Origin of the sequence: Cupriavidus basilensis (assembly GCF_029335485.1) — a bacterium.
GTDB classification, from domain to species: Bacteria; Pseudomonadota; Gammaproteobacteria; order Burkholderiales; family Burkholderiaceae; genus Cupriavidus; species Cupriavidus basilensis_E.
Map to the genome: position 1 here is coordinate 1 of NZ_JARJLM010000645.1, position 4,013 is coordinate 4,013.

General features: G+C 63.6%; 4 protein-coding genes. 3 read left to right on the top strand and 1 reads right to left on the bottom strand.

Annotated features, from left to right (window positions below; translation table 11 throughout):
* Nucleotides 1-85 precede the first annotated feature (85 nt).
* The 3 genes from P3W85_RS39685 (at nt 86) to P3W85_RS39695 (ending at nt 3,068) form a co-directional block, all read left to right on the top strand.
* Nucleotides 86-460, top strand: a complete 375-nt coding sequence (locus tag P3W85_RS39685; RefSeq protein WP_276268838.1) for a hypothetical protein — start codon at nt 86-88, stop codon at nt 458-460.
* 208 nt (nt 461-668) lie between these two features.
* Nucleotides 669-1,514 carry a DUF6348 family protein gene (locus tag P3W85_RS39690; RefSeq protein WP_276268839.1) on the top strand — a complete coding sequence of 282 codons (846 nt, stop codon included), beginning with the start codon at nt 669-671 and terminating at the stop codon, nt 1,512-1,514.
* A 333-nt stretch (nt 1,515-1,847) separates the two neighbouring features.
* Nucleotides 1,848-3,068, top strand: a complete 1,221-nt coding sequence (locus tag P3W85_RS39695; RefSeq protein ID WP_276268840.1) for an MFS transporter — start codon at nt 1,848-1,850, stop codon at nt 3,066-3,068.
* A gap of 16 nt (nt 3,069-3,084) precedes the next feature.
* Here P3W85_RS39695 and P3W85_RS39700 read toward each other — a convergent pair whose 3' ends face one another.
* Complete coding sequence (locus P3W85_RS39700; protein ID WP_276268841.1) at nt 3,085-3,999, bottom strand: glutaminase; 915 nt, start codon at nt 3,997-3,999, stop codon at nt 3,085-3,087.
* Between the last annotated feature and the right edge of the window lie 14 nt (nt 4,000-4,013).

Genomic DNA, 4,013 nt, shown 5'->3' on the forward strand with positions numbered 1-4,013 from the left:
TCCTAAATCATGCCAATAAAAAACCTATAGCGATCGAACTCCAATTCATAAATCTCTCGTTATCAACGAAAAAATTGAAATAACAATGCAACCGTACAACAGAGCCGATGTTTACAGGCTCATAGCCGAGATTTTAAAAAATATTGCATCCAACTCATCGGAAAAATTGACGGAATTTGGAATAACCCAGCCTATCCACGGTGAAATCATTGATGAGCTGGAAAGCTCCGGCGAATCCATCGAGAATTTATGCCCTCCACCCTACAGCATAGCCTTCGAGGCAGACAGCACCGGCAGAGTGCCATTGGATATCTACGAAACGGAACCATTTCCACAAGCATGGCGAGTCTCGTGCCAGCTATGGTCGGGAGACAGGAAGACAGACCTGACATTGATCGCCGATCTCCCGGAAGCGCGAGACGGACCATCGATTATTTTCAGGTTACTGGAAACCCAATAGCAATTCTTGGCACGTGCCATAATTCCGGAGTGGCCCGCCGCCGGCGCCTCCCTTGCTACCTCGAGGGATTCTGTAAAATCGCATCGGTACCTGTCGCCATGACGATCCAGTTATCCCGCGTCTCATCCAGATTGACAAGCTGCTGCCTGGGGCGTTGATCGGCCCTACCCCTAACCCTGAGTAAGAGCGACCGAACCGCGGTTTCCAGATGACATCCGAGTCCACCTACACGCCACAGATCAGCCCGGGCAATCCCGGCCAGACCTCTGTCTTCTCCATTGCCTTCAGCCGTGACGACGAAAGCTGGTCGGAGCACATCGACCTGACCAGCCTGCTTGAGGAAGTGCTGACTGCCGAAGGCCAGCGGGTGTCCCGTCACGGGGAATGGCTGCAGACTGCAGAGGACATCTGGCTGCTACCGCGACTGCTGAGTTGGGAGCTGTACCCGGACGGCAAGGGCCGGTCGTCTACCACCATCCAGGTCTCGCATGGCACGCTCGCGCCCGCGGGCTGCTTCGAGTTCCAGCATGCCGCCAGCCATGCCGACGCTGCGGATGCTTTCCGCAGTGGCTTCACGCAATGGGCGAGAACCGACGCGGTGGCGCTTCGCGAGAGCACCAGTGCCGCGGCCTCGGGGTGCATGTCGATGACGATGGACTTCCCGGCCAAGGCAGACCACCCGGAATTGCACCGCCGCTTGGTATTCGGTCCCGCCTCCCACTACATGGCAAGCCCGCAGGCACAGACGGCATGCCACGCCGACGACGGCAATGCGTGCGCAGACGATGGAGAGAGCGGCGAGCACGGCTTCTGCCCGTGCTGCCTGCTGACGCAGTCGATCGAAGCCTTCCTGCCCGTGCTCGAATCGAGCGGGTTCGCCGCCATCCGCCTGTACGCCGCACGCGATGATGACGGCGAAATCCACGCCGATTGCCGTGTCAATGGCGAAGACTATGCGAACGGCAAGACCGCGCTGATGGACTACGTAAAGACTTGGCCGGCAATGGGCTTCGAGTTCCGCAAGCAGCTCGTGGTGGTGCACAACGTGGCGTGAGGCCGTGCCTGCGAGGGCGGACAATGCCGCCGTGGATTGGCCGGCCCGGTCGTGGCCGCAGGTTTGCCGGCGGGATTCCGTGCAGCCGATCCCAGGCCCGTTCTGCCTGTCGTGCTGCCGCCGTTGGCAGCGCCTCCCCGGCCGCTCACCAATCGGCAGGGGCCAAGGCAGCGTAGAATACGCTCCTGCGCCCGGCGGCCGATCAGTCAGCCGCAAGGGCCAGCCGTGCAGAAGCCCGATGCCCCCGTTCTCGAATAAATAACAAGTTGAAAAATCCGGTCGACTATTGGCGCAATCGCCAGTTCATCCCGGCGCTCCGCCAAGGAGCGCACCTTGCCTAACGCCGAGACGACGACAAATCGCGCGCTGCCCGGCATCGCGGTACTCACCTTTGCCTTCGCGCTCAGCCAGTTCTTCCGCACCTGCCTGGCCGTGATGGCGCCGGAACTCCAGCATGACTTCGGGCTGTCGCCGGCGGGATTCGGCGCCCTGTCTTCCTGCTTCTTCCTGGCCTTCGGCGCCGCGCAGATTCCCATTGGCATTGCCTTCGACCGGTACGGCGTCGGCAGGCCGACCGCCCTGCTGCTGGCGGTTGGCGCGGTGTCTTCCATCCTGTTCATCCTGGCGCCGAACGGCACCTTTGCCATGCTTGCGCAAGCCGGCCTCGGACTGGCCTGCGCACCGGTCTTCATGGGTCTGCTGCATTTTGCCTCGGAGCATCTTTCGGAAAAGCACTACGCCAGGGTAGCCAGCAAGTCCAATGCCATGGGGATGATCGGCGCGCTCTGCGCCACGGCGCCGCTCGGGTGGGCCATGCACCTGGCCGGCTGGCGCCCGGCCATGTCCTGCGCCGCACTGGGGATGGCCGCGGCCTGCTATGGCGTCTGGCGTTTCGTCAGGGACGAGGGGCATGCCGAGGCGCGCCATGTCCCGCTGCGATCGATGCTGCTGCAAAGCGCCAGGCTGCTGGCCATCGCGCCCTTGTGGACCCTCATCCCGCTGTGCGTCGCCATGGCGGCGGGCACCGCATTCCGCAATGCCTGGAGCGGCCCCTATCTGGCCACCGTCTACGGACTGGATTCCGGCCCGCGCGGGGTGGCGCTGACGCTGCTGAGCCTCAGCGGCTTCCTGACCGCATTCCTGCTGCCCGTGCTGGTCAGGCGCAGTTCGCTCAAGACCACCATCGCTGCCTGGACCTGCCTGACCATGACGGGCGCCATCCTGCTGACCCTGCGGCCCGCCGGCGGCCTGGCGTACGCGGTGGGACTGATGGCGTTGCTGTCGACTATCGGCATGCTGCATCCGCTGATCATGGCGCAGGGCCGCGGGCTGATTCCGCCGTCCTCGCGCGGCAGAGGCCTCGGCCTGCTCAATACCTTCGTCTTTGCCGGCTCGGCGATGACGTCATGGGCATTCGGCCTGATCGCCAACGCGGGCGATATCGGGCGCTGGCCGGTATCGAAGACATACTCTGCGATCTTCCTGTCGGCGACAGTGCTGGTGGCCGTCGCCTTGCTGTGCTACCTGTTCAGTCCGGCGGAAAGGAAAGCCTGAGCCCGCCGGGCATCATTCAAAAAATCGAATGCGCGCTGAGCGTGGTCAGCCACTCCAGCGCCTGCACCCCCGCCAGCGAGTTGCCGCTATGGTCCAGCCCCGGCGACCACACGCACACCGACCAGCGCCCCGGCAGCACCGCCACGATGCCGCCGCCCACCCCGCTCTTGGCGGGCAGGCCCACCCGGTAGACAAAGTCGCCGGCGGCGTCGTAAGTGCCGCAGGTCAGCATCAGGGCAGAGAGCCGCTTGGTGGGGCTGGCATCGAGCACGCGCTCGCCACTCCACGGCACCACACCGCCGTGGGCCAGGAACAGCGCCGCGCGCGCCAGGTCCTCGCAGTTCATGGCGATGGCGCACTGGCGGCAATAAGCGTCGATCACCTTGTCGACCGGCATTTCCAGCCGCCCGAAGCTCTTCATGAAATAAGCCATGGCGCGGTTGCGATCGGCATGTTCGCGCTCGGATTGCGCCACGCGGGCGTCGTAGTCGATGGCAGGGTTGCCGCACAGCCGGCGCATGAATTGCACCAGCGCGGTCTCGGCCTGGACGAAGCGGCTGCACAGCACATCGGTGACCACCAGCGCACCGGCGTTGATGAAAGGATTGCGCGGCTTGCCTTGTTCGTACTCAAGCTGCACCAGCGAGTTGAACGCATTGCCGGAAGGCTCGCGCCCCACCCGCTGCCACAGGTCTTCGCCCAGCAACTGGAAGGCCAGCGTGCACGCGAACAGCTTGGAAATACTCTGGATCGAGAACGGCACCGCGGCGTCGCCGACGCAATGGCTGAGGCCATCGGCGAACACCAGCGCCATGCCGAAATGCGTGCAAGGCACCTTGCCCAGTTCGGGAATGTAGTCCGCCACCCGCCCCTGGCCCAGCAGGGGCTGGATGTCGCGGTGGATGCGTTGGAGGATGTGCGCGTAGTCCATGTCGGGAGTTGCCG

What these genes read in the sequence shown, in the direction of transcription:
- P3W85_RS39685 (WP_276268838.1), top strand. Translation starts at nt 86, where the DNA reads ATGCAACCGTACAACAGAGCCGATGTTTACAGGCTCATAGCCGAGATT.
- P3W85_RS39690 (WP_276268839.1), top strand. Translation starts at nt 669, where the DNA reads ATGACATCCGAGTCCACCTACACGCCACAGATCAGCCCGGGCAATCCC.
- P3W85_RS39700 (WP_276268841.1), bottom strand. Translation starts at nt 3,999, where the DNA reads ATGGACTACGCGCACATCCTCCAACGCATCCACCGCGACATCCAGCCC.